The sequence below is a fragment of the Paraburkholderia silvatlantica genome, from assembly GCF_003096715.1.
Classification (GTDB): domain Bacteria; phylum Pseudomonadota; class Gammaproteobacteria; order Burkholderiales; family Burkholderiaceae; genus Paraburkholderia; species Paraburkholderia silvatlantica.
On record NZ_QEOL01000079.1, the window covers coordinates 1 to 1,073 of the forward strand.

A 1,073-nucleotide genomic window follows, 5' to 3' on the forward strand; every position below is an offset into this window, starting at 1 on the left:
GCGCGATAGTCGGAGGGCTTCGTCGAATTGGCGGCCTGCATCGCCTTGATGGCGGCCCACGCCGCGTCGTAGCCGAACGGCGCGTACGAGAGCACGTCCACGCCGTACTTCTGCTTGAAGCGGTCGGCGAACTTCGCGCCGACCGGCGTGCTGTCGAGCGGACGGCCGTATTCCCACGCCATGGCGCCTTCGGACACATCGCCCGCGAGCTTGACGAAATCGACATCCTTCACGCCGCCGCCGCCCACATACTGCGCCTTGATGCCGAGCTGGGCCATCTGTTTCATGATGCCGGCCGCCTGCGGGTTGAGGGCGCCCACGAAAATCAGATCGGGGTTCTTGCTCTTGATGTTGGTGAGCTGCGTCTTGAAGTCCGTCGCCTGGTTCGTCGTGTACTCGCGGTCGACGATCTCGCCACCGTGCGCCTTGACGGCCTTCACGAACTCGTCGGCTTCGCCCTGGCCGAACGCCGTGCGGTCGTCGATTACGGCGATGCGCTTCGCCTTCGTCGTCGTGACGGCATAGGCGCCCGCCGTGCCGGCATTTTGCGCGTCGCTCGAGATCACCATGAAGATGTTCTTGAAGCCGCGGCCGCTGATGACCGGGTTCGTGGCAGCCGGATCGATGTCGGGCAGGCCCGCCTTCTCGTACAGCTCGGAGGCGGGTATGGTCGTGCCCGAGTTGAAGTGGCCGACGACGACCGAAACGCCTTCGTCCACGAGCTTTTGCGCGACCTGCACGCCCACGCGCGGGTCAGCCTGATCGTCTTCGGCGACGAGCTCGAACGAGACGGGCTGACCGTTGATTTTGACGCCTTGCGCCTTGGCGTCGTCGAGGGCCATCTTGACGCCGTTTTCCAGGTCTTTGCCGTAACTGGCGTTCGGTCCGGTGAGCGGCGCGGCAAAGCCGATTTTAACGACGGTATCCGCGCGCGAGGCGAGCGGTGCAATAGCGAGAAGTGCTCCAACGGCAACTGCGATGGGGGTAAGAGTCTTCGCAAAACGCATGGTGTTTCCTTTGTCGGCAAGCATGGGTTCACTGCTGTGGCGTGCATACCGGCCAGGCTCGCCCGC

General features: G+C 64.1%; 1 protein-coding gene. It reads right to left on the minus strand.

What is annotated here, in order from left to right:
* Window positions 1-1,007, minus strand: a 1,007-nt coding sequence (locus C7411_RS36840; RefSeq protein WP_110389042.1) for a branched-chain amino acid ABC transporter substrate-binding protein, incomplete at its 3' end; no start/stop codon positions are given.
* Between the last annotated feature and the right edge of the window lie 66 nt (window positions 1,008-1,073).